Origin of the sequence: Pseudomonas sp. R38(2017) (assembly GCF_002112395.1) — a bacterium.
GTDB lineage: Bacteria > Pseudomonadota > Gammaproteobacteria > Pseudomonadales > Pseudomonadaceae > Aquipseudomonas.
In genome coordinates, this window is record NZ_NEHN01000008.1 from 43,529 (window position 1) to 67,459 (window position 23,931).

Consider the following 23,931-nt stretch of genomic DNA (forward strand, 5'->3'; position numbering starts at 1 on the left):
ATGGCCGTCAAGGCAGCGAAAATCAGCGTCTACGCCTGGGAAGGCACCGACAAGAAAGGCAGCCGGATCAGCGGCGAACTGAGCGGGCAAAACCCCGCGCTGATCAAGGCCCAGTTGCGCAAGCAGGGCATCAACCCCGGCAAGGTACGCAAGAAATCCGCGTCGCTGCTGAACTTCGGCAAACGCATCAAGCCGCTGGACATCGCCCTCTTCACCCGGCAGATGGCGACCATGATGAAGGCCGGCGTGCCATTGCTGCAGTCGTTCGACATCATCGGCGAAGGCTTTGAAAATCCGGCGATGCGCAAACTGGTGGACGAGGTGAAACAGGAGGTCGCCGCCGGTAACAGCTTCGCCGCGGCCCTGCGCAAGAAGCCGCAATACTTCGACGAGTTGTACTGCAACCTGGTCGATGCCGGCGAGCAATCCGGTGCTCTCGACACCCTGCTCGAGCGCGTGGCGACCTACAAGGAGAAGAGCGAAAGCCTCAAGGCCAAGATCAAGAAAGCCATGACCTATCCCACCGCCGTGATTCTGGTGGCGGCGGTCGTCACCGGCATTCTGCTGGTAAAAGTGGTGCCGCAGTTCCAGTCGGTATTTTCCGGCCTCGGTGCCGAACTGCCGGCGTTTACCTTGATGGTCATCGGCCTGTCGGAGTTCATGCAGCAATGGTGGTGGGCGATTCTGGGTGTGCTGATCGTGGCGTTTTTCGGCACCCGCCATGCCTTGAAGAAATCCCAGGCCCTGCGTGACCGACGTGATGCCTGGCTGCTGAAACTGCCACTGGTGGGCACCATGATGTACAAGTCCGCCGTCGCCCGTTTTGCCCGGACCCTGTCGACCACGTTTGCCGCCGGCGTGCCGCTGGTCGAAGCGCTGGACTCGGTCGCCGGAGCCACCGGCAACGTGGTGTTCAAGCGTGCGGTGCTGCGCATTCGCCAGGACGTGGCCACCGGCATGCAGCTGAATTTCTCGATGCGCACCAGTGGGGTTTTTCCGAACATGGCCGTGCAGATGACCGCCATCGGCGAAGAGTCCGGCGCCCTGGACGATATGCTCGACAAGGTAGCCGGGTTCTACGAGGAAGAAGTGGATAACATGGTCGACAACCTCACCAGCCTGATGGAGCCTTTCGTCATGGTGGTACTCGGGGTGATCGTCGGCGGGCTGGTCGTGGCCATGTACCTGCCGATCTTCCAACTCGGCTCAGCGATCTGACATGCCCATCGACGAACTTTTCGCCCTCTATCCGCTGGCGTTTGTCTTCACTGCCCTGGTGCTCGGGCTGGTGGTCGGCAGCTTTCTCAATGTGGTGATCTGGCGTCTGCCGAAGATGCTCGAACGCGAATGGCGCCAGCAGGCGCACGACGTGTTGGGGCTGCCCGTCGAAACGCCGTTGCCGGTCTACAACCTGATGCTGCCGCACTCGCAGTGCCCACATTGCGCCCACCGCATTCGTGCGTGGGAAAACATTCCGCTGCTCAGCTACCTGTTTTTGCGCGGCCGTTGCTCGTCATGCGCAGCGCCGATCAGCAAGCGTTATCCACTGACCGAACTGGCCTGCGGGCTGCTCTCGGCGTTCATTGCCTGGCATCTGGGTTTTGGCTGGCCGGCTTGCCTGATGATCGCCCTGACCTGGGGCTTGCTGGCGATGAGTCTGATCGACACCGAGCATCAGCTGTTGCCCGATGTACTGGTGCTGCCGTTGCTGTGGCTGGGATTGATCGTCAACAGTTTCGGCCTGTTCGTCTCACTGCACGATGCGTTGTGGGGGGCGGTGGCTGGCTACATGGCGCTGTGGTCGGTGTTCTGGCTGTTCAAACTGCTCACCGGCAAAGACGGCATCGGTCACGGTGATTTCAAGTTGCTGGCGCTGCTCGGGGCCTGGGGTGGCTGGCAGATTCTGCCGCTGACCATCCTGCTGTCCTCCCTGGTGGGCGCCGTGTTCGGGGTGATTTTGCTCAAACTGCGTGACCGCAAAACCTCGACGCCGATCCCCTTCGGGCCCTATCTGGCAATTGCCGGCTGGATTGCCTTGCTCTGGGGTGGTCAAATAACCGGCTTCTATTGGCAGTTTGTCGGTTTGAAATGAATACCCCTGTGGAAAAACCCTGGATTCTCGGCCTGACCGGCGGCATCGGCAGCGGTAAAAGCGCTGCCGCCCAGCACTTCATCGATCTTGGCATCCACGTGGTGGACGCCGATCACGCGGCGCGCTGGGTGGTCGAACCGGGCCGTCCGGCGCTGGCAAAGATCGCAGAACACTTCGGCCCGGATGTCTTGCAGGCCGATGGCACGTTGGATCGCGCGGCGTTGCGCAAGGTGATCTTCGAAGTGCCGGAGCAACGCCGCTGGCTCGAAGCGCTGCTGCATCCACTGATCGCCGAGGAGATCGCCCATCACCTGGCGCTGGCAAAATCGCCTTACGCGATTCTGGTTTCGCCGCTGCTGATCGAGTCCGGACAGTACGCGATGACCCAGCGGATTCTTGTGATCGATGCTCCGCAACAACTGCAGATCGAACGCACCTTGCAGCGTGACCAGACCAGCGAACAGCAGGTCCAGGCGATCCTCAAGGCCCAATCCAGCCGCGAAGACCGCGTGAGCCGTGCCGATGATGTAGTGGTCAACGACCGCGACCTCGCCTGGCTGCACAGCGAGGTCGAGCGCCTGCATCACTTTTACCTGACTTTATCCGGAGGCCAGTCATGAGCCAGACCCCAACCGTTAATTGCCCGACCTGCGGCGCCCCGGTGGAATTCACCCCCGCAAACAAATTCCGGCCGTTCTGCTCGGACCGCTGCAAACTGATCGACCTCGGCGCCTGGGCGTCGGAAGAACACAAGATTCCGGTGGCCCCGGACGCCGAGGACGAACTGTTTTCCGGCGACTTCGACCCGCGCCACTGATCCCGCTCAGGGCCGCATGAAGCCGTAGTCCTGATCGTCGTCGAGGTTTTCCGCCAGAAAGCGCAACTCGTCGGCCAGGTCTTCGGCGTTGCGCACGGCCTTGCTCTGTTGCACCACCGCACTGAGCAAGGCCCGAAGGCTCAGGCCCGGATCGAATCCCACCTCCTGCGCCATCTCCAGACTCTGCCGGGTTTCCTGCCTCGCCCACTCGTAAACGCTCATGCCGCTGCTCCTGAAGGAATTTGGCCGAGCATGAAATGCCGCGCGCGGGGTGGATTTGATGTGGATCAAGACTTGGGATCGTCGTCCTTCCAGGGTGCCGAAAGGTAACGGGTGCGGTTGAAGGTCTCCAGCCATTCCGGGCTGAACACCACCAACGCGCTGATCACCATGCCGTTGATGAACGCTTCCGGAAAAATCAGCAGCCATAAGTAACCGATGAAGTCTTCCAGCCATTCGGGCATGGCGAAGAGGCCGTCGTACCAGAGCAATGTGAGGCTCAGAACCAGACACGCCAACGCCGACAAGGCCGCCGCGAAGAAGCCTGAGCAGAAGATATACACAAACGGATTACGCGGTTGCGCCCGTTCGACCAGGATCTCCACGCCCTCGGTGATCAGCACCGGCAGCAGGATCAGCAACGCACCGTTGACCCCGACCGCCACCAGATCCTGGCGTCCCAGCAGAACCAGCCCGCTCTGCGCCATCAGTCCGCCGACAATCGCCAACGGCCAATCGAGCAGCAAGGTCACGGCGGTCATGCCAATGAAGTGATACGACACACCCGTGTCGAAATCCCTGCGCACCATCCACAACAGAAACAGTGCGAACACAGTGCCGAACAGCAGGTGCTGACGACGGCTGTCGCTGAACAATTCCACCCACGGCGCGCGGCAGATCGCCCAGAGCAGCACCGGCAGGTAAATCAGCCAGCCGAGGGTCAGACTCGTCGATGACAGCAGTTCTGCACCGATCATGATCCCATCACCTTCATTCGCACCGCAGACTCCCTTGATTGGCGCTCCTGTGTCGAAGTCTACACCGCCACCCGGGTGAATCTGCCGATGCAAAGCTTTCTGCTTGTCGCAATTGAACGCTAAGCTTGGGCCTATGGATGACTCAGATTACTTACGCCTGCTGACCATCGCGGCCGAGCAGGCCAACGCGTTCCTGTCCAATGCCCGCAAATGGGAGCGTGAGCGTTGGGTCTGCCAGCGCCTGCTGCAAGGCTTGAATATCCCGTATCGCGCCGACGAATTCGCCCCGGCCGGCGAGCCTCCGGACGTATTGTTTCGCGATGCCAATTTCGAAGTGTTTTTCGTCCTCGACGAAGGTCGCCGACTCAACGATGAATGGCGCGATGAGCTGCAACGCCGGCGCAGTGCATTTTCCCTGAGCCAACTGGTGCGCCGCGAAGCCAAGCCGCGACGGATTCCGGCCAACGAATTCCTGCTCAGGCTGGCGCCGACCTTGCGCAAGAAAGCGCACAACTACAAAGAACGCGGCATGGACCTGGGCGAGCTGGACATCATCGCCTTCGCCAGTCTCAAACGCGAAGTGCTCGACCTCAACAGCCACTTTCCGCCACCCACCGAATATTTGCGCCAGGGCTGGCGCTCGCTGTCACTGGTCGGGCCGACGTTCGCCCGCGTGTTGTTCGCCCACCCCGATGCGCCGGATTTCCTGCGCGGTAACCTGGGACGCAGCATCGTGTTCGATGTCGGGATCAGCCTGTGACGCCACTTCAACAATTGATTGCCGATGTCCCGCAGACCGGTTGCGTGCGCTGGATTGGCGTGCGCCCCGAGTCACGGGGGCCGATGCTCGCACTCGATGCGGTGGAGGCGCGGCTTGAGGCCGGGCTCACCGGCGACCACGCTCGGCCCGGGGTGCGAAATGCGCGGCAGGTGACGCTGATTCAGTGGGAACACCTGGCCGTGATCAGCGCCTTGATGGGGCGGTCGGCCGAACAACCGGTCACACCTGAAGATCTGCGGCGCAATCTCGTTATAAGCGGGATCAACCTGTTCAGCCTCAAGGGGCGGCGCTTTCGCATTGGTCAGGCGATTTTCGAAACCACGGGCTGGTGCCAGCCGTGCGCGCGCCTGCAGAACAACCTCGGCCCGGGAACGTTCCAGGCCGTGCGCGGGCATGGCGGAATCACCGCACGAGTGTTACAAAGCGGGATCATTCGCCTCGAGGACAGCGTGTCTGTCGAACCGGTCCCAGACAGTGGCTATGCTGCATTCAATCCCGGTTGAAAACCGCTGTAGCTTGTTCACTTTCAGTAACGTCTACCAGACGAGGCCTTTATGACCAGCCGCCTGAACCCCGAAGACCAGAAGCATGTCGAAGAGTACCTGCAGTTGTCCCAACACCGTGTCGAGCGCCGGCCATTCCGGCCGTGGATGCTCCTGGTGGTGGTGCTGGCAGCGACCATCGGTCTGGGCCTGTTGAGCCGATTTATCAGTTACCTGACGCTATGAGCTGCATCGCGCTCGCTTGGGTTACGACGACAACGATTTCCTTTAAAAACCTTGCGAGCTATCACCATGTCCCATCGTATTGTCATTGTCGGCGGCGGCGCCGGCGGTCTGGAGCTGGCTACCCGTCTGGGTAAGACTCTGGGCAAGCGCGGCACCGCCAGCATCATGCTGGTCGACGCGAACCTCACGCACATCTGGAAACCGCTGTTGCACGAAGTGGCCGCCGGATCGCTGAACTCCTCCGAAGACGAACTCAACTATGTCGCCCAGGCCAAATGGAACCACTTCGAGTTCCAGCTGGGGCGCATGAGCGGGCTCGACCGTGAGCAGAAGAAGATCCAGCTCGCCGCCACCTACGACGAAAACGGCGTGGAACTGGTTCCGGCGCGGGAAGTGCCGTATGACTCGCTGGTGATCGCGGTCGGGAGCACCACCAACGATTTCGGCACTCAGGGCGCAGCGCAGCACTGCCTGTTCCTCGACACCCGCAAACAGGCCGAGCGTTTCCACCAGCAACTACTCAATCACTATCTGCGCGCTCACGCCGGGCAAACCGATGTGGTCCAACAGATCAGCGTGGCGATCGTTGGTGCGGGCGCCACAGGCGTCGAACTGGCGGCGGAGCTGCACAATGCCGCTCATGAACTCGCGGCCTACGGTCTGGACCGGATCAAACCGGAAAACATGCACATTACCCTGATCGAAGCCGGGCCACGGGTGCTGCCAGCCCTGCCGGAACGCATCAGCGGGCCGGTGCACAAGACCCTGGAAAAGCTCGGGGTCAACGTGATGACCAACGCGTCGGTCAGCCAGGTCACCGCCGACAGCCTGATCACCGCCGATGGCAACGAGATCAAGGCCGGCCTGAAAGTCTGGGCCGCCGGGATCCGCGCGCCGGGTTTCCTCAAGGATATCGATGGCCTGGAAACCAACCGCATCAACCAGCTGCAAGTGCTGCCGACATTGCAGACCACCCGCGACGAAAACATTTTCGCCTTCGGCGATTGCGCCGCCTGCCCGCAACCGGGTTCGGATCGCAACGTCCCACCACGGGCCCAGGCCGCGCACCAACAGGCGTCGTTGCTGGCCAAGTCGCTGAAACTGCGGATCGAAGGCAAGACCCTGCCGGAGTACAAGTACACCGACTACGGCTCGCTGATTTCGTTGTCGCGTTTTTCGGCTGTAGGCAACTTGATGGGCAACCTGACCGGCACCGTGATGCTCGAAGGCTGGCTGGCGCGGATGTTCTACGTTTCGCTGTACCGCATGCACCAGATGGCGCTGTACGGCCCGTTCCGCACGGCGATGCTGATGCTGGGCAGCAAGATCGGACGCGGCACCGAGCCACGCCTGAAGCTGCACTAATGTAAAAACCGCGGGGGCGGGCCGGCTCGCCCCCCCGCGGCGTTTTGTCTTCTACTGTATCTGCCCGCGCTTTTCCCACCTTCGCTTACAAACGCCCCGCTCCTCGACACAGACGCGATACACCGCCACCGCTTAATGGCCACACCCGAGCGCACCTGCTCCGGCTGATCGCCCTTAACGTGTGGTTGCGCAGTGCAACCGAAGGAGAATGAAATGACCTGCACTTCGAAAATTGGCAAAACCTCCCTTGGCCTGGTCGGTGCCGTACTGGCCGGCGGCCTGATGGTGTCCGGCTCGGTGTTCGCCGCGCAACCGCTGGCCCAGGGCTACATGGTCGCCTCGGCTGAAACCTCGGTGAAAACCCCGGAAGGTAAATGTGGTGAAGGCAAATGCGGCGATGCGTCGATGGCCAGGACCGACACCGATGGTGACGGCAAAGTCTCCCGCGCCGAATTCCTGAAGGTCGCGCCGCACTCTGACTTCGACAAGATCGACACCAACCACGATGGCTTCATCGACGAGCAAGAGGCTTACGACAACGTCAAAGCCAACTACGAGGCCAACGGCAAGAAAATGCCCAAAGGCCTGTTCGAACACCTGAAAGAGCGTGACGGTGCCTGATTTTCATTCTGTCCCGACAAAACAAAGCCGCGCTTTCTCTTACGAGAAGCGCGGCTTTTTTATGTCTGCCGGAATTACAGCTGGAAACGCCGCACCATGCCCTGCAATGCGTTGGCGAGTTTCGATAGCTCATGACTGGAAGCGCTGGTCTGATCAGCGCCGGCCGCCGAACGCACCGACAGGTCACGGATGTTCACCAGATTGCGATCTACTTCCCGCGCCACTTGCGCCTGCTCTTCGGCGGCGCTGGCGATCACCAGGTTACGTTCGTGGATCTCATGCACCGACGCGGTGATGGTTTGCAATGCCTCACCGGCCCGCTCGGCCAGCACCAGCGTGGTGGCAGCGCGCGAGGCGCTGGCCTGCATCGACTCCAGCGCCAGGCTCGAACCGTTGCGCATGCCCTGCACCATCTGCTCGATTTCCTGGGTCGATTGCTGTGTGCGATAAGCCAGCGCCCGGACTTCGTCGGCGACCACGGCAAACCCGCGACCACTCTCCCCAGCCCGCGCTGCTTCGATGGCGGCGTTGAGCGCCAGCAAGTTGGTTTGTTCGGCAATCGCGCGGATCACGTCCAGCACTTTGCCGATGTCTTGCGACTGATTGGCCAGTGATTGCACCAACTCACCGGTGTGTTGCACCTCACTGGCCAGCGCATTGATCGCGCTGGCGGTTTCACTGACCCGCTCTTGGCCCAAATGCGCCGACTCGCTGGACTGGCGCGTCGCGTCGGAGGTCGACACTGCATTGCGTGCGACTTCCTCGACCGCCGTGGTCATCTCGTTGACGGCGGTGGCGGCCTGTTCGATTTCGTTGTTCTGTTGTTGCAGACCTTGAGTGCTGTCATGGGTGACCGCGCTCAGTTCGTCGGAAGCTGTCGCCAGTTGCGTGGCCGAACCGCTGATGCCCTGCAGGGTTTCGCGCAGATTCTGCTGCATGGTCGCCAACGCCTTGAGCAGACGGCTGACTTCATCATTACCGTGGGTTTCGATCGGACGGGTCAGATCGCCCCTGGCGACGTGTTCAGCAGCGTCGACAGCGGTGCTCAGGGGGCGAACGATACTGCGGGTGAGCAACATGGCCAGGACCACGGTGGCCAATGCCGCCAGAGCGATGAATAAGGTCACGATAGTGCGGGAGGTTTCGTAGTGGGCGGCAGAGTTCTGGCTTTCGGCAGCGACCTGCCGGGCGAACAGGTCTGCCAGGTCATTGAGTTGTTTGCCGGACCCGTCGACCACGGTTTTCATGTCGACCAGCAGCAACTTGGTCAGCTCATCGCGCTTGCCTTGCTCGGCGAGCGTGAACGACTGAGCGATCCCGGTGCGATAGGCGGCGAAGGTTTTCTTGAACTGATCGTATAACTGCTGACCTCCCGGGGTGGTCACCAGTCGGTCGTAAGCGGCGATTTTCTCGCTCAGTTCCTTGTCGCGGGTGTCCATCTGGCTGCGGTACGTGGCGATGTTGGCCGGATCCTGATCCAGCGCCATGCGCAGGGAAATGGTGCGAATGCGCAACATGATCTCGCGAATCTCGTCGCCACCACGAATGCTCGGCAGCCACTGCGTCTCCACTGCCACTTCGCTGTCGCGGATGCTCGACATCTGCCCCAGCGCAAACACCCCGAGCAACGCCACCAGCACCGCGATCAGAGCAAAGCCCAGGGCGGCACGGGGAGCAATATTCAACTGACGAAGCAACATGACGAACGCCCTTTTTCTTGTATTGGCCGGATTCAAGGGGCGATCAATGGCAAGCCCCTTTGGTTAGCGGGCTATCGGCAAGTTGTACGATGACTTGAATGAACATTTTCGGAGGGCAAAAAAAATCCCCGTATCTTTCGATACGAGGATTTTCAATATGGTCGGGGTAGGGGGATTCGAACTCCCGACATCCTGCTCCCAAAGCAGGCGCGCTACCGGACTGCGCTATACCCCGGTAAAAAAAAGGCGACCTTTCAAAGATCGCCTTCTTCGATCAGCGCTTTTGGCCTCTGATCTTAAGATTCGATCCCAGCGCAAACTGGTTTCAAAAATGGTGGGTCGTGTGGGATTCGAACCTACGACCAATTGGTTAAAAGCCAACTGCTCTACCAACTGAGCTAACGACCCAAAAATGGTCGGGGTAAGGGGATTCGAACTCCTGACATCCTGCTCCCAAAGCAGGCGCGCTACCGGACTGCGCTATACCCCGGTTTGAAATTGGCTCCGTGACCAGGACTCGAACCTGGGACCCAATGATTAACAGTCATTTGCTCTACCGACTGAGCTATCACGGAACTACATATTTCAATTTACTACGGTCAAACTTGCAGCTTCTCGACATCGTTTTCGCATCGCTGCGTTCGTGTGTCTGAGGCGCGCTATTCTACAACCTAGAACACCTCTGTCAACCCCCTAAATTGCTTTCAAGTTAATGATTTGCAACTTATTTCAGATTTCTGCCCAGTGAGCTGAAACCGTGTTGGTGACTGACTGCGGGGCGCACTTTACAAGCCTTTTCCTTTGAGTTCAACAGCCTAACGAAAAAAAAGGCCTCGCATTGCGAGGCCTTGCTTAGTTCAACACCCTGAGGTGTCAGTTGAACGTGATCTCGTCGTTCTCCACGACGCCGGTCGCGGTCTCCCCGGGCATGAAGCGTCCCGACAGGATCAACTGCGCCAACGGGTTCTCGATCCAGCGCTGGATCGCCCGTTTCAGCGGCCGTGCACCGTAGACCGGGTCGTAGCCGACGGCAATCAGCTTGTCCATCGCCTCCGGACTCAGTTCCAGCTTCAGCTCGCGCTCGGCCAGACGACTGCGCAGACGACCCAGCTGGATCTCGGTAATGCCCGCAATCTGATCCCGCGCCAGAGGCTCGAAGATCACCACTTCGTCGACCCGGTTGATGAACTCCGGACGGAAGTGGGTGGAAATCGCATCCATCACCGCTGCACGTTGCGCTTCACGGTCACCGACCAGTTCCTGGATCTGCATCGAACCGAGGTTTGAGGTCATGACGATCACGGTATTGCGGAAATCCACCGTACGGCCGTGGCTGTCGGTCAGACGCCCATCCTCGAGCACTTGCAGCAGGATGTTGAACACGTCCGGGTGCGCCTTCTCGACTTCGTCCAGCAGGATCACCGAGTAAGGCTTGCGCCGTACCGCTTCGGTCAGGTAACCGCCCTCTTCATAACCGACGTAGCCCGGTGGTGCACCGATCAGCCGTGCCACGGAATGTTTCTCCATGAACTCGGACATATCGATCCGCACCATCGCCTCTTCAGTATCAAAGAGGAATTCGGCCAGCGCCTTGCACAGCTCGGTTTTACCGACACCGGTCGGGCCGAGGAACATGAACGAGCCGCTCGGGCGATTCGGGTCGGACAACCCGGCACGGGAACGCCGCACCGCATTGGCCACTGCGACCACTGCTTCGTCCTGGCCGATCACACGCTGGTGCAACAGGCTTTCCATCTTCATCAGCTTGTCGCGCTCGCCTTCGAGCATTTTCGACACGGGAATGCCGGTCCACTTCGAAACGACTTCGGCGATTTCCTCTTCGGTCACCTTGCTGCGCAGCAACTGGTTCTCGCTCTTGCCGTGCTGGTCGACCATTTGCAGACTGCGTTCCAGATCCGGGATCACCCCGTACTGCAACTCGGCCATGCGGTTCAGGTCGCCTTTGCGGCGCGCGGCTTCCAGTTCCTGACGGGACTGTTCGATCTTCTGCTGAATCTGCGCAGAACCCTGCACCTCGGCTTTTTCCGAGTTCCAGATTTCTTCCAGATCCGAGTACTCACGCTCGTGCCGGTCGATTTCTTCCTGGAGTTTCTCCAGGCGCTTCTTCGCCGCGTCGTCGCTTTCTTTCTTCAGTGCCTGGGATTCGACTTTCAGTTGAATCAGGCGACGCTCCAGACGATCCAGCACTTCCGGCTTGGAGTCGATCTCCATACGGATGCGGCTTGCGGCTTCGTCGATCAGGTCGATCGCCTTGTCCGGCAACTGCCGGTCAGTGATGTAACGATGGCTGAGCTTGGCTGCCGCAATGATCGCACCGTCGGTGATCGCCACTTTGTGGTGAACCTCGTAACGTTCCTTGAGGCCACGCAGGATAGCGATGGTGTCTTCTTCGCTCGGCTCGTCCACCAGCACTTTCTGGAAGCGCCGCTCGAGGGCCGCGTCCTTCTCTATATATTGGCGGTACTCGTTGAGCGTGGTCGCACCGACGCAATGCAGCTCGCCACGGGCCAAGGCCGGTTTGAGCATGTTGCCAGCGTCCATCGAACCTTCGCCCTTGCCGGCGCCGACCATGGTGTGCAGTTCGTCGATGAACAGAATGATCTGCCCTTCCTGCTTCGACAGCTCGTTGAGCAATGCTTTCAGGCGCTCTTCGAACTCGCCGCGATACTTGGCACCGGCAATCAGAGCCCCCATATCCAGAGACAGCAGGCGCTTGCCACGCAGCCCATCCGGCACTTCACCGTTGATGATGCGCTGGGCCAGACCTTCGGCAATCGCGGTTTTACCCACGCCAGGCTCGCCGATCAGCACCGGGTTGTTCTTGGTCCGGCGTTGCAGGACCTGAATGGTGCGACGGATTTCATCGTCACGGCCGATCACCGGATCGAGCTTGCCGTCTTCGGCGCGCTTGGTCAGGTCGACGGTGTATTTATCCAGTGCCTGACGCGACTCTTCGTGGTTGGCGTCGTTAACGGCTTCGCCACCGCGCAGATTGTTGATCGCGTTTTCCAGGGCCTTTTTGCTCACGCCCTGGCCGAGCAGCAACTTGCCGAGCTTGCTGTTCTCGTCCATCGCGGCGAGCAGCACCAACTCGCTGGAAATAAACTGGTCGCCCTTCTGCTGTGCCAGACGATCGGCCTGGTTGAGCAGACGCGCCAAGTCCTGCGACATGTTGACGTCGCCGGTCGGATTCTGGATTTTCGGTAATTGATCGAGCTCTTTGGTCAGCTCTTTACGCAAGCTGTTGACGTCGAAGCCCACCTGCATCAACAGGGGTTTGATCGAACCACCCTGCTGTTCAAGCATCGCTTGCATCAAATGCGCCGGCTCGATGGCCGGATGATCGTGGCCGACAGCCAAGGATTGGGCATCGGACAACGCCAACTGTAATTTGCTGGTTAAACGGTCTATACGCATGGGTCACCTTCCTTTTGAGCAGGCCGGACCTAAAAAACCATCCTGAATAAAGAAACCTGCCAGATACCGCTATAGATGCGGTCGATTCTGGAAGATTCAAGCGTCAGGGAGTTGATGCAGATCAGACAAGCTTAGCGGGCGTCGGGCGACTCGAGCCAAACGAGGGAGGCGAAGCGACCAGTGCGCGATGCACGGCGATAAGAGAAGAAGCGCGGATCGGTCACGGTACAGAAACCGCCACCATAAACAGCCGTGACACCGCGAACCGCCAGACGCAGTCGCGCCAGTTTATAGATGTCGGCCATGAACTTGCCGGCATTGTGGCTCGGGACAAAGGCTGTCGCGGCTTCGGGCAATTGATTGATGAAGACTTCCCGGACTTCCGGACCGACTTCGAAGGCTTGCGGACCGATGGCCGGGCCGAGCCAGACCAGTACGTCCTCAGCGGCAACATCCAGACTGTCCAGCGTGGCTTCCAGCACGCCAGCCGCCAAACCACGCCACCCCGCGTGCGCCGCTGCCACGCGAGTACCGGCACGATCGCAGAAAAGCGCCGGCAGGCAATCGGCAGTCATCGCTGCACAAGCGATACCCGGTGTTGCCGTCCAGCTGGCATCCGCCGTGGCCACCACCGACGGATCGGCATGCGCCACGGCAATCCCGTGCACTTGCTGCAACCAGGCAGGCTTTATGGAGAAGTGTTCGGTCAGGCGTCGACGGTTTTCGGCGACGGCCTCCGGGCGGTCATCGACGTGATCGCCCAGGTTGAGGCTGTCGAACGGCGCCTCGCTGACGCCGCCCTCGCGGGTGGTGACACAGGCCTTGACGCTGGCCGGCGCGGGCCAGTCCGGCGTCAGCCAGTTCATCCGACGAATGCCTCGCGATCCTGCTTGAGCAGGGTCAGCAGCCACACCAGATCTTCCGGCAACGGCGATTCCCAGCTCATGCGCTCACCGGTAGTCGGGTGATCCAGCTCGAGGAACCGTGCGTGCAGCGCCTGACGCGGGAAGTGCTTCAGCGATTCGACCATGGTCTGGCTCGCCGCCGGCGGAATGCGGAAACGACCACCGTACGCCGGGTCTCCGACCAACGGGAAGTTGATGTGCGCCATGTGTACGCGGATCTGATGGGTACGACCGGTTTCCAGCTTCACCCGCACGTGGGTGTGAGAACGGAAACGCTCCAGCACACGATAGTGGCTGACGGCAGGCTTGCCGCCTTCCATGACTGCCATGCGCTGGCGCTGCTGGCCGTGGCGACCGATCGGGGCGTTGATCTTGCCGCCGGCAGTTACCACGCCGATCACGATGCACTCATAGATCCGGCTGACACTGCGGCTTTGCAGTTGGGCAACCAGTTTGGTCTGCGCCTGGATGGTCTTGGCCACCACCATCAGACCGGTGGTGTCCTTGTCCAGACGATGCACGATGCCGGCACGCGGGACATTGATGATGTCCGGCACATGGTGCAGCAAGGCATTGAGCAAGGTGCCATCAGCGTGGCCGGCGGCCGGGTGCACTACCAGGCCCGCAGGCTTGTTGATCACCAGGATGTCGTCGTCTTCATAGACGATATCGAGCTCGATGTCCTGGGCGACCCATTCACCCTGGGCCTCCTGCTCGGCGGTCAGCTCAAGGACGGCACCGCCATGAACGATGTCGCGCGGGCGGATGACCGCCCCGTCCACAGTCAGGCGACCTTCTTTGATCCAGGCGGAAAGGCGCGAGCGGGAGTGCTCTGCGAAGAGTTGGGCGGCGACTTGATCGAGGCGTTGGCCGCCCAATTCGGACGGCACCTCTGCGCGAAGTTCAATTTTATCGGACATGCTCGGACTGGGCGTCGGCTACAGCCTTTGGTTTCGGCTGCGCGCTTGTGGTTAAATACGGCGTCTTTTGCCCCGGGGCTTTTCAACGGGGCGCTCATCATAACAGGACGGCCCCGCCCAAGACAGCGGCCGTCATAGGGACGCAAGCCGCCATGCAAGTGAAACACCTGCTGCTGATCGCCATCCTCGCATTGACCGCTGCTTGCTCATCGAAGGAAGTCGTAGACGAAAACCTGAGCGAAACCGAGCTGTACCAGCAGGCTCAAAAGGACCTGGACAACAACAGTTACACCAGTGCCACCGCCAAGCTGAAGGCTCTGGAGTCGCGCTATCCGTTCGGTCGTTACGCAGATCAGGCACAGCTTGAACTGATTTACGCGAACTACAAGAACTCGGAGCCGGAAGCCGCAAAGTCCGCCGCCGAGCGCTTCATTCGTCTGCACCCACAGCACCCGAACGTCGATTATGCCTACTACCTCAAGGGCCTGACCTCGTTCGACCAGGACGTCGGCCTGCTGGCGCGCTTCCTGCCGCTGGACATGACCAAGCGTGACCCGGGCGCTGCCCGCGACTCCTACAACGAGTTCGCCCAGCTGACCAGCCGCTACCCGAACAGCCGCTACGCGCCGGACGCCAAGCAGCGCATGATCTACCTGCGCAACCTGTTGGCGGCCTACGAAATCCACGTGGCCGACTACTACCTGACCCGTCAGGCCTACGTAGCTGCCGCCAACCGTGGCCGTTACGTAGTGGAAAACTTCCAGGAAACCCCATCGGTCGGTGACGGCCTGGCGGTGATGACCGAAGCCTACCAGCGTCTGCACCTGGACGAACTGGCGGCCACCAGCCTGGAAACCCTGAAGCTCAACTACCCGAACCACCCGAGCCTGAAAGACGGTCAGTTCGTACCGTCGGTCGCCGAGGCCGACAACCGTTCGTGGCTGAGCAAGGCTACTCTGGGCCTTATCGAATCCCGTCCGCCGCTGCCACCGGGAGAGACCCGCGCCAACCAGGACGTGCAGAAGCAGTTCCAGGACGCGAAAGACGCAATCCCGAACGAGCTCAAGCCTAAAGACGAGAACGGCGACGTGATCGAAGCGCCGGAACCGGAGTCCAGCAACAACGACCGCTCCATTTTCAGCTACTTGACCTTCGGTCTGTTCGACTGATCACTTCGGTGATGCCAAAAAGGGAGATCCTCGGATCTCCCTTTTTTATTGCCGCGTTTTATTGAGCTGTGCGCCCGCCAAGACCTTGGCTAAACTGCCGGATCATCAGCCAAAAAGCCGCCCATCATGCTTCGTTTACTGTTCTGGATCGCCCTGATCGCCGCCGCCGTCTGGCTCTGGCGCAAATTCAAGGCGCCTGTCGCACCCACGCAATCCCCCCGCGAACAGGATGCCGCTCCCATGGTGCGTTGCGCCCATTGCGGCGTGCACCTGCCGCGCGACCGCGCGCTGAGCCTTCGTCAACAGTGGTATTGCAGCCAGGCTCATCTCGAGCAAGGCCCCGGTTCCAGTGATCGCTGAGGCGACCGACGCCACTCGCAAACAGGCCCAGCGACTGCTGCGCCTCTATCACCTCTACCGTCTGAGCGTCGGCATCACCCTGGTGCTGCTGATCTCCAGCAACATGGACAACCGCCTGTTGACGTCGGCCGACGACGAGCTGCTGCGCAATGGCAGCTGGTTGTACCTGGTGCTGAATATCCTGCTGGTGGTGTTCCTGGAGAACATCCGCCGCCCGGCCCAGTTGTTCGGACTGGCCCTGGTCGACATCCTGCTGCTGTGCGGGCTGTTCTACGCCGCCGGCGGCGTGGCCAGTCCGGTCGGCAATCTGCTGATCGTCTCGGTAGCCATCAGCAACACATTACTGAAACGCCGTATCGGCGTGCTGATCGCGGCCATCGGTGCACTCGGCATTGTCGGTCTCAGCTTCCTGCTGAGCTTCAGCCATCCCCTGAGCGCCAACGAATACCTGCAGGCGGGCACCCTCGGCGCTCTGTGTTTTGCCGGAGCGCTGCTGGTGCAAGGCTTGATCCGCCGCCTCGAAGTCAGCGAGACCCTCGCCGAGCAACGGGCCAGCGAAGTGGTCAGCCTCGAAGCCCTCAACGCCTTGATCTTGCAACGCATGCGCACCGGCATTCTGGTCCTCGATGAACAACGCCGGGTGCAACTGGCCAACCACAGTGCCCGGACCCTGCTGGCGCAGTCGCCCCTTGAAGGCCATTTGATCGATAACTATTCGACCGCGCTGGTCGAGCGCCTGAATCTGTGGCTGAACAACCCCACCCTGCGCCCTCAAAGCCTGAAAATCGCGGCCAACGGCCTGGAACTGCAACCGAGCTTCATCGCCCTGGAGCAGAGCCCGAACCGCCAGACCCTGGTGTTTCTCGAAGACCTCGCGCAAATCGCCCAACAGGCCCAGCAACTGAAACTCGCCGCACTTGGGCGCCTGACCGCCGGCATCGCCCACGAGATCCGTAATCCGCTGGGTGCCATCAGTCATGCCGCACAGTTGCTGCGGGAATCCGAGGAACTCGACGATGCGGATCGGCGTCTGACGCAGATCATCCAGGATCACTCCCAGCGCATGAACCGAGTCATTGAAAACGTCCTGCAACTGTCCCGCCGCCAGCAGAGCGCCCCGCAGCGACTCGATCTCGAGCCATGGCTCGAGCACTTCGTCGAGGAAAGCCGCGAACAGGCCAGCGAGCACCAACGGATTCATCTGAACATCGAATCCGGGGATTTCCGGACCCTGATGGACCCGGGGCAACTGACGCAAATTCTCGACAATCTGTTGCGCAACGGCTGGCGGCACAGCGCCCTGCTGCACGATCCGGCGCAGGTCTGGCTCCGGCTGTTCATCGACCCCGAGAGCCAGCTGGCCGTGCTCGAAGTGCAGGACAATGGCCCCGGCGTGGCGCTGGATCAGCAGGCGCATCTGTTCGAACCTTTCTTCACCACCAGCAGCCAGGGCACCGGCCTTGGGCTTTATCTGTCCCGTGAGCTGTGCGAAAGCAACCAGGCCCGCCTAGACTACAAACCACGCCAAGGCGGCGGCTGCTTTCGCATCACCTTTGCTCACGGACGGAAACAAAGTTGAACACGAGCCCACGGCAAAAAATCCTCATCGTCGACGACGAACCGGATATCCGCGAACTCCTGGAAATCACCCTGGGACGGATGAAACTCGACACGTTCAGCGCACGCAACCTCGGCGAAGCCCAGGCACTGCTGAACCGCGACACCTTCGACCTGTGCCTGACCGACATGCGCCTGCCGGACGGCACCGGGCTGGACCTGGTGCAGCATATCCAGCATCGCTACCCGCAATTACCGGTGGCGATGATCACGGCCTATGGCAGCCTGGAAACAGCGATCAACGCCCTGAAAGCCGGCGCATTCGACTTTCTGACCAAACCGGTGGACCTCACCCGACTGCGCGAGCTGGTCGCCACCGCACTGCGCATGCCCCCGACCGGCGGCGTCTGCACCTCGATTGATCGGCGCCTGCTCGGCGACTCACAACCGATGCGCGATCTGCGCAAACAGATCGACAAACTGGCCCGCAGCCAGGCGCCGGTCTACATCAGCGGCGAGTCCGGCAGTGGCAAGGAACTGGTCGCCCGCCTGATCCACGAGCAAGGCCCGCGCGCCAGCCAGCCGTTCGTGCCGGTGAACTGCGGGGCCATTCCTTCAGAGTTGATGGAAAGCGAGTTTTTCGGCCATCGCAAAGGCAGTTTCACCGGCGCGGTGGAGGACAAACCGGGCCTGTTTCAGGCTGCCCATGGCGGCACGCTGTTTCTCGATGAAGTAGCGGACTTGCCGCTGTCGATGCAGGTCAAGCTACTGCGGGCTATTCAGGAAAAAGCCATACGCAGCGTCGGCGGTCAGCAAGAAACCGTGGTCAATGTGCGTATTCTCTGCGCCACTCACAAGGACCTGGACGCCGAAGTCGCCGCCGAGCGCTTTCGGCAGGATCTGTATTACCGGCTGAACGTGATTGAACTGCGGGTTCCGTCCCTGCGTGAACGCCGTGACGATATCGAAGCGCTGGCCTCCCATATGCTCAAGCGCCTGGCCCACGGCACTGGCCAGCCTTCTGCCCGCCTGCATCCACAAGCGCTCGAGGCCTTGAAGAACTATCGCTTCCCGGGGAATGTCCGTGAACTCGAGAACGTCCTCGAACGCGCGCACACGTTGTGCGAAAACCGCATGATTGAAGCCGACGACCTGCGCCTGAGTGAAGGCAACTGTGCGGCCGAGGGCGGCATCGCCGATCTCACGCAGATCGACAACCTGGAAGACTATCTGGAAAACGTCGAGCGCAAACTGATCCTGCAGGCGCTGGAGGAAACCCGCTGGAACCGTACCGCAGCGGCCCAGCGGTTGAATCTGTCATTTCGTTCGATGCGATACAGGCTCAAGAAGCTCGGCCTGGATTAAATACGCCCGGCCGGAGCATACGGCGCCGGATCGATGATCGGCGCCCGCCCCAGCATCACATCGGCAAACAGCTGACAGGAGGCAGGTGCCAGCACCAGTCCGTTGCGGTAATGCCCGCAGTTGAGCCACAAACCATCGAAGCCTGGCACCCGGCCGATATAGGGAATGCCCTCTGGCGAGCCGGGACGCAACCCGGCCCAGTGTCCCACCACTTCGGCATCAGCCAGCGCTGGCAGCAACTCCACGGCCGACGCTTTCAGGCTTTCCAGAGCATTTTCGGTCGGGGTCTTGTCGAAACCTTCATGCTCCAGCGTACTACCGATCAGGATGTGCCCGTCGCGACGCGGAATTGCATAACGCCCCTTGGCCAGCACCATGCTTGGCAGGAAGTTCGCCGCGCACTTGTAGAGAATCATCTGGCCTTTGACCGGCTCCACCGGCAGCGACAGATTCAGCGTCTTGAGCAGCTCGCCGCTCCACGCCCCCGCCGTCAGCACCACCTGATCGCCGTTGATCACGCCTTTCGAGGTTTGCACACCGACAACCTTCTCGCCCTCCCGGACAAACCCACTGACCTCGCACTGCTCGTAAATCGTCACGTTAGGCAGTGCCTGCAACGCGGCTTTCAAAGACTTCACCAGCCGTGGGTTGCGTACGTTGGCCACGTCGGCCATGTAGATCGCCCGGGAAAAACCGCCGCCAAGTACCGGCACTGCATCATGGGCCGCCGAGATATCCACAGCCCGCAGCGGACGATTTTCCCGCTCGGCCCAGGCCAGCGCTTCGGCTTCGTCGTCCAGGTCCAGCCAGTACAGGCCGGTGGTATGGACTTCAGGATCGACGCCGGTGTCGGCAAACAATCGCTCACCCAGCTGTGGATAAAAGTCCTGCGACCAGTGCGCCAGCGCCGTGACGGCCGGGCTATAGCGCCACGGATACAACGGAGAAACGATGCCGCCACCGGCCCAGGACGATTCCTGGCCAAGGTTCGAGCGATCCAGCAGCACCACGCTGCGCACCTCGGAGGCGAGGTTGTACGCGGTCAGCAGGCCAATCACCCCGCCACCGACAATCACCACTTGCTGTTGCCTGGTCATGTTTGTTCCAACCGTAAAAAAGACAGCGGGCGCAAAAGGCACCCGAATGAAAGCGGCTCAGCGGCCCCAGCAATCCTTGGTGGCAAGCCCGGCAGTCGCGTTGATCATGCTGCGCACACCGGTGTTGGTGAGGGTGAAGTCCCCGCACTTGTCGCCGGCCATGGTCGTACCGGCCTTGCGGGTCGCGGTCAGCAGAAAGGTCTGGTCAGCGATGGTCGGGGTAATGGTGTAGAAATCATTGCCCGTGCTGAGACCGGTGATGCCCGTGTAGACATTGTTCTTGGTGTAGAAGCGCTCGAGAGTCTGCGCCTGCTCCGACAGCAGCGATACCACTTCGGCGCGGCGGCCCTTTTTCAGGTATTCGGTATAGCTCGGTGCGGCAATGGTGATGATGATCCCGATAATCGCAATCACGATCATGATTTCGATCAGGGTGAATCCTCGGATGGATCTGCGCATGCCTCAACTCTCGCTTACTGTATTTGTCGCCACATGATACGACGGCTGCCGCCGCCGGACTTTTCCACCAGGGTGGTGATACCGCCACTGGAATCGTTCACGATCTTGCGCGTTGCGCCGTTGACGATGGCGTTCAGGGTCGGAATGCCGCCGCTGAACACCACGCCGCTGGAAATCGTGTCATTGGTGTCGACCACGCCGTCGGCGTTGGTGTCGAGCACCGCATAGTTGAGCATCTTACCGCTGAACGCATCGAGTTCGACCAGTTTGCCGGTACCGAAGCTGGAACACGGGTCGGTGGTATCGACACTGGCCGTGGTGAACACGATGCGCCCCAGCACCAGACTGGCCTGATTGATTACCCGCTCGCCGGTCAATACGTTGTTGTACACCAGCGGCAGATACCAGCCCTTCTCCGCAGGATAAGTGGTGTCGTTCTGAGTCGTGGTAATGAATTGCCCTGAACTGCCCGAGAACACGCCCGTTATGGCCTGGGCCTGCAAACTGCTGACCGTCAGTTGCCCCGTGCCGCCATCGGCATCCCACACCGAATAGAACGCCTGCAGATCCTTGTTGGTCTTGTCGGAGGTTTCGTTGAATTTGCCGGTACCGACGAAAATCTGTTTGCCCCCCAATGAATTATCCGCCAGCAGCGGTTGCGCGGTGATCGGTTGAGTCGCGCCGCCCACCGTCGTGAACAGCGGCTTGCCGGAAAACGCTATGCCCCAGCTGTCGGTCGTGGTCGCGCTCAGGTCGAATTTCCACAGGCGTCCCTTCAAATCCCCGCCGTACGCAGCCTGCACCACGTTCTGCGAATTGACCTTGAGCTTCACCGACGACAGTCCGTTGGTGGTTTCGGTACTGTCGATGACGATTTTCTTGATCAGCGAACCGTCGCGCACATCCAGCACATACAACGCCGCTACCCCCGAGTTGCTGCCGTAGCCATTGGCGATGAAAGCCGCCCAGCGCCCATCGGCCAAGCGTGCCACTTCCGGACGGGCGTAGGCATAACCCAGATCATTGAACGCGTTCGCAGTGTTGGCAGTGGCCGGTGCACTCACTTCCCACAGCGCATTGAGAATGTTCCCCGCCGAGGCGTCGAACAACTGCAATGCATAGAACGTCTTGCCACCGGCCCCGGTGCCGCCGATGGCCAGGGTTTTCCAGGCTGTGCCGAACTGTGCGTCATAGACACCGACCTGCCCGTCCACCAGAAATTTGTGGCTGACGCCGTTGATGTAGTTGGGGTCGGCGATCAATCGCAACGACGGCAGCACGCTCGACGGCATGTAGGCGTAACGCCGGGTGCCGTTGGCCGGGTTAATGACGCTGACGAAACCGTCGTTGCCGTTCACCACCAGGTTGGCATTCATGTTCGCAGCCTTGGTGGTCAGGTAGCTGGTGTAGGTGGTGTCGCCCGACAGGTCGGAGGCGGTCTTGTCGGAGGGCGAGGCCAGCACCAGCGGCGAGTTGATGATGTCGCCCAGCAGCACGCTGCGCACCTTGAGCCCGGTCTTGTTGGTACCTTTGCTCCATTCCACCAGATCGCTGCCACTGATGCCGGTGGGCAGGCTCTGGCTGAGCGAAGTCTGCTGGGTTGCCGAAAAGTTGCCGTAGGCCAGGGTGACTGCCGCGTTGTTCGCGCTATTCCATGATTGGTAGGTCGGCGTTGCAGCGCCGGGAACGATGGCCGTGTCGGTTGTCCATAGCACCGTTGAGGTATTCACCGTCCCGGCCGAGGTAAATCCGAATGATTTGATGGTGCCGCGCCAGTCCCTGGGATCGTAACTGGTCTGAAAATAACTGCTGCCGCTCGCCAGCGTGGTGCCGCTGGTGACACCGCTACCGCCGGAGCCCGCCTTGGAAGTGATGTCACTCAGTGCCGCCGACAATGCTGAGTTGAGGCCGGCGCTGTCGGTGGCCTGGTAATACCTGCCCTGTCCATACGCCGACGCGTCCGACAGCATATCGTTATCGGCGGTGAAGCCGACGGTATAGGTGTTCATGTTCTGCTTGGGGAAATCCAACGCGTTCCAGCTCTTGCCAGCCGCATCGGTGCCGGTCGAACGCATGTCGATGTCGAAGGCAAATTTGGCGATGTCGTCCAGGTACAGCGTATCGCCCTCGTTGTCACCGTTGAGGTTGTTGCCGTCATTGTTGATGCCGTCCCAGTTCGGCAATCGGCTGCCGCCCAGCGGGTCGTTGGTAGGGAACGTGCGGTCGTAGGTCGGCAGGCCGTCGGTAATCACCACCCCGTAGTTTTTCTGGCAGCGGTACTGGATCGGGCTGGTGTAGGTGTTTGGCGTGTTGTTGTAATACGGTGCCATTCCGCGCATGTAGCGGGTGATTTCATAATAGGTTTCCGCCAATGGCGTATTGGCCACGGCGCTCAAGCCGCTGATCGCCGAGATCAGTGCGTTGTAGTTACTGTCGGCCTGGGCTTGAGTCACGCTGCCGCTGACCGGCGCCAGGTCACTGATGGAGCGGGCGATATACCCGCCATTGCCCGGGTTGTTGTTGGTGGCCGGGTTGAATGTCGACAGGCCTATGCGCAGGTTGCGGTTGCTGCTCACCAGCGCCGTGGATACGTTGCGCGCCACGTTGATCCGGTAGTCGTTGGGAATGGCCCCGGTGGTGAAGTCGCGGGTGCCGTTATTGATGGCAAGGCCGACCACGTAGGCGATGTAATCCCCGTAGTAACGGGTGTTTCCGCCGCCTACGGGGTCCGGCAGTTTCAGACACAACGGCGTCAGGCTGTTGTTGTAGAACGCATAGGCACCGCCGGAACAGCCGGAGGTCGGCAGGCTCGACAGAAACACCGGGTCACCGGTGATAGCCGTCGAAGACAGGCACAAACCAAGCACCGCGTTGCACTGTCGGGCCGGCGTTCGGGTCACCGTCGGATCAAACCCGGCGGCGTAAATGATGCTGTTCATGCTTCCCGAATCATCGATCAACAGCATGACATTCGGCGGTACAGCCGCCGCGCTCAACAGTGGCGAGTCAGACGGGGTGAAGGCATACGCCGGCGCCGCCAGATACAGGCCCAATAACAGCCCCATGAGCCCGGCCCACCAACCAGAACGCCGCTCAATACTTCGCATAGACGCTCTCCACCACACTGCGTGAGCTGCCGACGATACCGACGGCCGTGACCCGGTACAGCGTCGCCGAGGTATTGCTCGGTACGTTCACCGCCGTCAGGGTGGTGCCAATGTTCTGCACCCCGTAGAAACCGTTACCGGCGGCAATCCAGGTAACACCCGACGTGGAATTGAGTCCCGCCGCGCTGACCACCGATGACTCTGCCGGCGGTGCGCATTGCGTGGTGCTGGCACACACAGCCAGCGAATAACTGTCCAGTTGCACTGCGCTCTCGCCGATACGCAGCACCGCCTCGGCAGTCTGGAACGACTGGTTGCGCAGGCTCACGCTGCTGGCCATTTTTTCCTGCAGGTTGGCGCTTTGCATCGAGGAGAGACCGATCATGGTCAGCAGCAACAGAAATACCAGGCTGACCAGCAACACCATGCCGCGCTGGCTTCGTCGCTGATGAAGAGAAATATTCATCGACCGG

23 protein-coding genes, 4 tRNA genes and 1 pseudogene are annotated in these 23,931 nt (G+C 60.7%); 13 read left to right on the forward strand and 15 right to left on the reverse strand.

All coding sequences use genetic code 11. From position 1 onward, the window contains the following. Genes CAF87_RS20515 through yacG form a run of 4 tightly spaced genes read left to right on the forward strand, consistent with a single transcriptional unit; the run spans position 1 to position 2,909 of the window. A complete protein-coding gene (locus tag CAF87_RS20515) occupies positions 1 to 1,218 on the forward strand; it encodes a type II secretion system F family protein (RefSeq protein WP_085732831.1) in 1,218 nt (405 codons plus the stop codon). 1 nt (position 1,219) lies between these two features. Further along, a complete protein-coding gene (locus tag CAF87_RS20520; protein ID WP_085732832.1) occupies positions 1,220 to 2,092 on the forward strand; it encodes an A24 family peptidase in 873 nt (290 codons plus the stop codon). Then, on the forward strand, positions 2,089 to 2,712 hold the full coding sequence (gene coaE, locus CAF87_RS20525; protein WP_085732833.1) for a dephospho-CoA kinase: 624 nt from the start codon (positions 2,089 to 2,091) through the stop codon (positions 2,710 to 2,712). Before CAF87_RS20520 ends, coaE begins: the two co-directional genes overlap by 4 nt. Continuing rightward, entirely contained in the window at positions 2,709 to 2,909 is a 201-nt protein-coding gene (yacG, locus tag CAF87_RS20530) for a DNA gyrase inhibitor YacG (protein WP_085712167.1), read from the forward strand. The genes coaE and yacG overlap by 4 nt, the downstream gene beginning before the upstream one ends. Positions 2,910 to 2,915: 6 nt before the next feature. On the opposite strand, the gene CAF87_RS20535 is transcribed toward yacG, so the two are convergent. Together CAF87_RS20535 and CAF87_RS20540 are read right to left on the reverse strand one after the other, a co-directional pair. Beyond that, entirely contained in the window at positions 2,916 to 3,131 is a 216-nt protein-coding gene (locus CAF87_RS20535; protein WP_007959584.1) for a hypothetical protein, read from the reverse strand. 65 nt (positions 3,132 to 3,196) lie between these two features. Further along, positions 3,197 to 3,886, reverse strand: a complete 690-nt coding sequence (locus tag CAF87_RS20540) for an energy-coupling factor ABC transporter permease (RefSeq protein WP_085732834.1) — start codon at positions 3,884 to 3,886, stop codon at positions 3,197 to 3,199. 133 nt (positions 3,887 to 4,019) lie between these two features. Between CAF87_RS20540 and CAF87_RS20545 the strand changes: the two genes are divergently transcribed. The 5 genes from CAF87_RS20545 (at position 4,020) to CAF87_RS20565 (ending at position 7,381) form a co-directional block, all read left to right on the forward strand. Continuing rightward, the gene (locus CAF87_RS20545) at positions 4,020 to 4,646 is read left to right on the forward strand and encodes a DUF1780 domain-containing protein (RefSeq protein WP_007959580.1); all 627 of its coding nucleotides are present in this window, start codon (positions 4,020 to 4,022) and stop codon (positions 4,644 to 4,646) included. Next, on the forward strand, positions 4,643 to 5,170 hold the full coding sequence (locus tag CAF87_RS20550) for an MOSC domain-containing protein (protein ID WP_085732835.1): 528 nt from the start codon (positions 4,643 to 4,645) through the stop codon (positions 5,168 to 5,170). The genes CAF87_RS20545 and CAF87_RS20550 overlap by 4 nt, the downstream gene beginning before the upstream one ends. 51 nt (positions 5,171 to 5,221) lie before the next feature. Then, positions 5,222 to 5,395: a DUF3094 domain-containing protein gene (locus CAF87_RS20555; protein ID WP_065261571.1), complete on the forward strand. Its 174-nt coding sequence runs from the start codon at positions 5,222 to 5,224 to the stop codon at positions 5,393 to 5,395. Between the two features lie 66 nt (positions 5,396 to 5,461). Beyond that, on the forward strand, positions 5,462 to 6,760 hold the full coding sequence (locus CAF87_RS20560; protein WP_085732836.1) for an NAD(P)/FAD-dependent oxidoreductase: 1,299 nt from the start codon (positions 5,462 to 5,464) through the stop codon (positions 6,758 to 6,760). A gap of 213 nt (positions 6,761 to 6,973) precedes the next feature. Continuing rightward, a complete protein-coding gene (locus tag CAF87_RS20565) occupies positions 6,974 to 7,381 on the forward strand; it encodes a hypothetical protein (protein WP_085732837.1) in 408 nt (135 codons plus the stop codon). A gap of 74 nt (positions 7,382 to 7,455) precedes the next feature. On the opposite strand, the gene CAF87_RS29740 is transcribed toward CAF87_RS20565, so the two are convergent. The 9 genes and pseudogenes from CAF87_RS29740 to rluD form a co-directional block, all read right to left on the reverse strand. Continuing rightward, a complete protein-coding gene (locus CAF87_RS29740) occupies positions 7,456 to 8,319 on the reverse strand; it encodes a methyl-accepting chemotaxis protein (protein ID WP_371857204.1) in 864 nt (287 codons plus the stop codon). After that, a pseudogene (locus tag CAF87_RS29745) lies at positions 8,311 to 9,081 on the reverse strand (MCP four helix bundle domain-containing protein); the annotation flags it as partial. The gene CAF87_RS29740 and the pseudogene CAF87_RS29745, both read right to left, overlap by 9 nt. Positions 9,082 to 9,239: 158 nt before the next feature. Then, positions 9,240 to 9,316 (reverse strand) — tRNA-Pro (locus tag CAF87_RS20575). 97 nt (positions 9,317 to 9,413) lie between these two features. Next, positions 9,414 to 9,489: transfer RNA gene (locus tag CAF87_RS20580), tRNA-Lys, on the reverse strand. 5 nt (positions 9,490 to 9,494) lie between these two features. Then, positions 9,495 to 9,571, reverse strand: a tRNA-Pro gene (locus CAF87_RS20585). Positions 9,572 to 9,580: 9 nt separating this feature from the next. Then, positions 9,581 to 9,656, reverse strand: a tRNA-Asn gene (locus tag CAF87_RS20590). A 298-nt stretch (positions 9,657 to 9,954) separates the two neighbouring features. Next, entirely contained in the window at positions 9,955 to 12,519 is a 2,565-nt protein-coding gene (gene clpB, locus CAF87_RS20595; RefSeq protein WP_085732839.1) for an ATP-dependent chaperone ClpB, read from the reverse strand. Positions 12,520 to 12,650: 131 nt separating this feature from the next. Further along, positions 12,651 to 13,385, reverse strand: a complete 735-nt coding sequence (gene pgeF, locus CAF87_RS20600) for a peptidoglycan editing factor PgeF (RefSeq protein WP_085732840.1) — start codon at positions 13,383 to 13,385, stop codon at positions 12,651 to 12,653. Then, the gene (gene rluD / locus CAF87_RS20605; protein ID WP_085712174.1) at positions 13,382 to 14,344 is read right to left on the reverse strand and encodes a 23S rRNA pseudouridine(1911/1915/1917) synthase RluD; all 963 of its coding nucleotides are present in this window, start codon (positions 14,342 to 14,344) and stop codon (positions 13,382 to 13,384) included. Before rluD ends, pgeF begins: the two co-directional genes overlap by 4 nt. A 152-nt stretch (positions 14,345 to 14,496) precedes the next feature. Between rluD and CAF87_RS20610 the strand changes: the two genes are divergently transcribed. The 4 genes from CAF87_RS20610 to CAF87_RS20625 all read left to right on the forward strand — a co-directional run bounded on the left by CAF87_RS20610 (position 14,497) and on the right by CAF87_RS20625 (position 18,795). Then, complete coding sequence (locus CAF87_RS20610) at positions 14,497 to 15,513, forward strand: outer membrane protein assembly factor BamD (protein WP_085732841.1); 1,017 nt, start codon at positions 14,497 to 14,499, stop codon at positions 15,511 to 15,513. Positions 15,514 to 15,639: 126 nt separating this feature from the next. Then, a complete protein-coding gene (locus CAF87_RS20615) occupies positions 15,640 to 15,873 on the forward strand; it encodes a PP0621 family protein (protein ID WP_085712176.1) in 234 nt (77 codons plus the stop codon). After that, positions 15,863 to 17,452 carry a PAS domain-containing sensor histidine kinase gene (locus CAF87_RS20620; protein ID WP_085732842.1) on the forward strand — a complete coding sequence of 530 codons (1,590 nt, stop codon included), beginning with the start codon at positions 15,863 to 15,865 and terminating at the stop codon, positions 17,450 to 17,452. The genes CAF87_RS20615 and CAF87_RS20620 overlap by 11 nt, the downstream gene beginning before the upstream one ends. Next, a complete protein-coding gene (locus CAF87_RS20625; RefSeq protein WP_085732843.1) occupies positions 17,449 to 18,795 on the forward strand; it encodes a sigma-54 dependent transcriptional regulator in 1,347 nt (448 codons plus the stop codon). The genes CAF87_RS20620 and CAF87_RS20625 overlap by 4 nt, the downstream gene beginning before the upstream one ends. Here the strand turns inward: CAF87_RS20625 and thiO are convergent. From thiO to CAF87_RS20645, 4 genes are read right to left on the reverse strand one after another with little or no spacing between them, the layout of a single operon-like run. Beyond that, the gene (gene thiO / locus CAF87_RS20630) at positions 18,792 to 19,892 is read right to left on the reverse strand and encodes a glycine oxidase ThiO (protein WP_085732844.1); all 1,101 of its coding nucleotides are present in this window, start codon (positions 19,890 to 19,892) and stop codon (positions 18,792 to 18,794) included. The two genes, CAF87_RS20625 and thiO, sit on opposite strands and share 4 nt — an antisense overlap. A gap of 57 nt (positions 19,893 to 19,949) precedes the next feature. Beyond that, the gene (locus CAF87_RS20635; RefSeq protein WP_085732845.1) at positions 19,950 to 20,351 is read right to left on the reverse strand and encodes a type IV pilin protein; all 402 of its coding nucleotides are present in this window, start codon (positions 20,349 to 20,351) and stop codon (positions 19,950 to 19,952) included. A 14-nt stretch (positions 20,352 to 20,365) separates the two neighbouring features. Further along, entirely contained in the window at positions 20,366 to 23,458 is a 3,093-nt protein-coding gene (locus CAF87_RS20640) for a pilus assembly protein (RefSeq protein ID WP_085732846.1), read from the reverse strand. Then, complete coding sequence (locus CAF87_RS20645; protein WP_085732847.1) at positions 23,445 to 23,924, reverse strand: PilX N-terminal domain-containing pilus assembly protein; 480 nt, start codon at positions 23,922 to 23,924, stop codon at positions 23,445 to 23,447. Before CAF87_RS20645 ends, CAF87_RS20640 begins: the two co-directional genes overlap by 14 nt. Between the last annotated feature and the right edge of the window lie 7 nt (positions 23,925 to 23,931).

Bases quoted from the DNA above. Each gene is read 5' to 3' on its own strand.
- clpB (WP_085732839.1), bottom strand. From the start codon at position 12,519: ATGCGTATAGACCGTTTAACCAGCAAATTACAGTTGGCGTTGTCCGAT.
- CAF87_RS20635 (WP_085732845.1), bottom strand. From the start codon at position 20,351: ATGCGCAGATCCATCCGAGGATTCACCCTGATCGAAATCATGATCGTG.
- CAF87_RS20610 (WP_085732841.1), top strand. From the start codon at position 14,497: ATGCAAGTGAAACACCTGCTGCTGATCGCCATCCTCGCATTGACCGCT.
- CAF87_RS20515 (WP_085732831.1), top strand. From the start codon at position 1: ATGGCCGTCAAGGCAGCGAAAATCAGCGTCTACGCCTGGGAAGGCACC.
- pgeF (WP_085732840.1), bottom strand. From the start codon at position 13,385: ATGAACTGGCTGACGCCGGACTGGCCCGCGCCGGCCAGCGTCAAGGCC.
- yacG (WP_085712167.1), top strand. From the start codon at position 2,709: ATGAGCCAGACCCCAACCGTTAATTGCCCGACCTGCGGCGCCCCGGTG.
- CAF87_RS20555 (WP_065261571.1), top strand. From the start codon at position 5,222: ATGACCAGCCGCCTGAACCCCGAAGACCAGAAGCATGTCGAAGAGTAC.
- CAF87_RS20640 (WP_085732846.1), bottom strand. From the start codon at position 23,458: ATGCGAAGTATTGAGCGGCGTTCTGGTTGGTGGGCCGGGCTCATGGGG.
- CAF87_RS20545 (WP_007959580.1), top strand. From the start codon at position 4,020: ATGGATGACTCAGATTACTTACGCCTGCTGACCATCGCGGCCGAGCAG.
- coaE (WP_085732833.1), top strand. From the start codon at position 2,089: ATGAATACCCCTGTGGAAAAACCCTGGATTCTCGGCCTGACCGGCGGC.
- rluD (WP_085712174.1), bottom strand. From the start codon at position 14,344: ATGTCCGATAAAATTGAACTTCGCGCAGAGGTGCCGTCCGAATTGGGC.
- CAF87_RS20520 (WP_085732832.1), top strand. From the start codon at position 1,220: ATGCCCATCGACGAACTTTTCGCCCTCTATCCGCTGGCGTTTGTCTTC.
- CAF87_RS20560 (WP_085732836.1), top strand. From the start codon at position 5,462: ATGTCCCATCGTATTGTCATTGTCGGCGGCGGCGCCGGCGGTCTGGAG.
- CAF87_RS20615 (WP_085712176.1), top strand. From the start codon at position 15,640: ATGCTTCGTTTACTGTTCTGGATCGCCCTGATCGCCGCCGCCGTCTGG.
- CAF87_RS20535 (WP_007959584.1), bottom strand. From the start codon at position 3,131: ATGAGCGTTTACGAGTGGGCGAGGCAGGAAACCCGGCAGAGTCTGGAG.
- CAF87_RS20540 (WP_085732834.1), bottom strand. From the start codon at position 3,886: ATGATCGGTGCAGAACTGCTGTCATCGACGAGTCTGACCCTCGGCTGG.
- CAF87_RS20645 (WP_085732847.1), bottom strand. From the start codon at position 23,924: ATGAATATTTCTCTTCATCAGCGACGAAGCCAGCGCGGCATGGTGTTG.
- CAF87_RS29740 (WP_371857204.1), bottom strand. From the start codon at position 8,319: ATGCAGCAGAATCTGCGCGAAACCCTGCAGGGCATCAGCGGTTCGGCC.
- CAF87_RS20565 (WP_085732837.1), top strand. From the start codon at position 6,974: ATGACCTGCACTTCGAAAATTGGCAAAACCTCCCTTGGCCTGGTCGGT.
- thiO (WP_085732844.1), bottom strand. From the start codon at position 19,892: ATGACCAGGCAACAGCAAGTGGTGATTGTCGGTGGCGGGGTGATTGGC.